Origin of the sequence: Halorubrum sp. C191, from assembly GCF_002727095.1 — an archaeon.
GTDB classification, from domain to species: domain Archaea; phylum Halobacteriota; class Halobacteria; order Halobacteriales; family Haloferacaceae; genus Halorubrum; species Halorubrum ezzemoulense.
In genome coordinates, this window is sequence record NZ_NHNZ01000144.1 from 1 (window position 1) to 2,362 (window position 2,362).

At 53.6% G+C, this 2,362-nt stretch carries 2 protein-coding genes and 1 pseudogene; 1 reads left to right on the top strand and 2 read right to left on the bottom strand.

Features of this window, described 5'->3' with window-relative positions; genetic code table 11:
* Positions 1-280: hypothetical protein (locus Z052_RS20255; protein WP_158228700.1), on the top strand; the 280-nt coding region annotated here is incomplete at its 5' end.
* A 264-nt stretch (positions 281-544) separates the two neighbouring features.
* Here Z052_RS20255 and Z052_RS14335 read toward each other — a convergent pair.
* Positions 545-827 (bottom strand): annotated as a pseudogene (locus Z052_RS14335) (helix-turn-helix transcriptional regulator).
* A 182-nt stretch (positions 828-1,009) separates the two neighbouring features.
* Positions 1,010-1,654 carry a CAP domain-containing protein gene (locus tag Z052_RS14340; RefSeq protein ID WP_099289170.1) on the bottom strand — a complete coding sequence of 215 codons (645 nt, stop codon included), beginning with the start codon at positions 1,652-1,654 and terminating at the stop codon, positions 1,010-1,012.
* Between the last annotated feature and the right edge of the window lie 708 nt (positions 1,655-2,362).

Below are 2,362 nucleotides of genomic sequence, written 5' to 3' on the forward strand. Positions count from 1 at the left end.
AACGTTCAAAGCTGAGTACAGAAGAGCGAATACTGGAACCGGGTTCAGAAGCCTCGCCGTTCTCGGAGGTCTGTCAGGGCTTGTGGGGATCTTCCTCGCTGGTTGGGTCGTCTATCCACGGACACAGCCGCCGGACACGGACGAGGGATTCTTTTCCTGGGACGATATCTTGGACCCTCCGACTGCGGCAGACTACGGCAAGGCACTGTCTGAGCTTGATGATGGGAGTGTTCAGGATGAACTGACGTCTGAGAACTACGTGCTGGCGGGGGTCGCCTAGGAGAAGTACTACTACTTGCGGTGGTCACTCCGTGTAACGGCCGCTATGGTCATACTATCCGTTGTTGCGGCCGGTATCTACCTTCTCTGAGACCTTCTCCCTAGCAGGATATCAGAGCCATAGCACCTATTGTCAGCAACTATCGTACACAACCGATCGACAAGTCTGTCTAGCGAGAGATCGACAGTCTGTGTGGTTCCTAGGTCTCCACGTTAGAACCCTTGAGGCGCCTGACTCGAACTGACGTTGAGTGCGGCGGGCTGGTCAGTTGTTGTGGTCAATATACTCGGCTTCCCATTCAGCCCGTGCCTTAATTTCTCTGGTGCCTCGACGAGTAGTAGTGTACTCGTTGGTCCGCCGATCACGCTGACTTTTTTTCGACAAGTCCCTTCTCAACAAGCGTGTCGAGGTTCGGATAGAGACGTCCGTGGTGGATCTCTTTTTTGTAATAATCCTCGAGCTCGTCTTTGATCGCGAGCCCGTGTGGATCATCTAAGCCGGCGATTACGTACAGCAAGTCGCGCTGAAAGCCAGTGAGGTCATACATGTCCCGCCTTCCGTATTCAATTGTTGAAATACTACTGATTTCTGAAGTGATGTTCCGGTATCATATTCGTTGAATTACTCACAGTGTCATCCACCGAAACGAGCTATCACGAGTGCGGTGGACGATCTTGAACGCGTCGACCCGTTCGGTGACAGATAAATACTCTCCATATCCTTCCTGAATCACCGGAAGTTCTGGGTCACGTACACCGTCCTATCGGGATCACAGAAGACTCCGATTCCTTCGGCTTCGAACCGGCCACGCAGGAGGTTCTCGCGATGGCCGGGTGAATCCATCCACCCCTCAACGACATCTTCGGCGATCTCGTCGGCTCCAGCGGTGGGGCCTGGCTGGCGGAACGCAATGTTCTCCCCGACACTCCGGTTGGTGTGGCCAAACCGGTCGTACCGATCGGCGGCACTCTCTCCATCTGGGGAATCGTGGTTAAAGTAATCCCTCGAGGCCATATCGCGACTGTGCTGGAGGGCGATGGCAGAGAGATGATCGCTGTAGGAAATCGCCCCGACACTATTGTCCTCGCGCAGTCGGTTGACACGCTTGTGGATCGCTTGTTCGATTGCTCCCGGCGAGGCAGCAGGCCGAAGGTCCAGTGGCGTCTGAAACCGTGACGGGACAACTCGTGCCCCACACTCGAAACAGGATTCGGACGGTGTAATTTGCGTTCCGCAGTTCCCACAGCGCCACTTGCCACCGATATGGAGAACTGGCCCTTCACAGCTCCCACCGTCGTGGTAGGTCGGGCCGTTCGTTGCGCCACAGTTGCTACAGTCATAGAGCGTGATCTCAACCGCCGCATCCTGAGTCATACAGAGTGTGTATGATTGAACTGAACTAAGTTCTGTCTCGAACCGTGGTACTTCCCCTGATATAGGAGGTTCTCGACGACGCGACGGTATCGATCATTCTCGTCGTCGAGAGTGGTGACTCTCTGTTGTGTTGCTCAGCACTTCAAGAGCCCGTACGAGACAGTGGAACAGATCGGTAACCGACCTGAACGCCAGGCTACGTCGATATGACGGTCGGGCATGAGTGTATTCGTATGATCCACTCCTTCTCACGAATTCACAGATCTCAGACAGGATTTTTCGAGACGGTTCGCCCAGTAGGGACTCTTGTACAATCAGAAGATGGGTAAGGGTGGGGGAGGGGGTCTATGAATAATGGAACGGGCTGAAAAGGTACCCCCCATCTCGGCAGATGTGACTCAGAAAACGCGGACGATTCCACGGGAGAGACGCCACAACCATAGAACTCGGAAGAAGACCGACTCAGATCTCACGGGGATACAGTTCTGTCACACACCAATCGTGTTGTTCACTACACAACCCGATTGAAACACATCGTGGATACTGTTCGCGTGTATTCTATAAAAAACCCTTAGTTTTAAAGATCGATTTTTGAATTTGAGGGTTTGAGGGACACTCGTGTCTGATATCGTGGTTTGACAGGGTCGAACGGAACGATTCCTCGACCCCCCTCCCCCACCTTTTCGGCCGCTTCCATTATTCATAGAC

Coding starts and splice junctions, on each gene's coding strand:
- Z052_RS14340 (WP_099289170.1), bottom strand. CDS start 1,654: ATGACTCAGGATGCGGCGGTTGAGATCACGCTCTATGACTGTAGCAAC.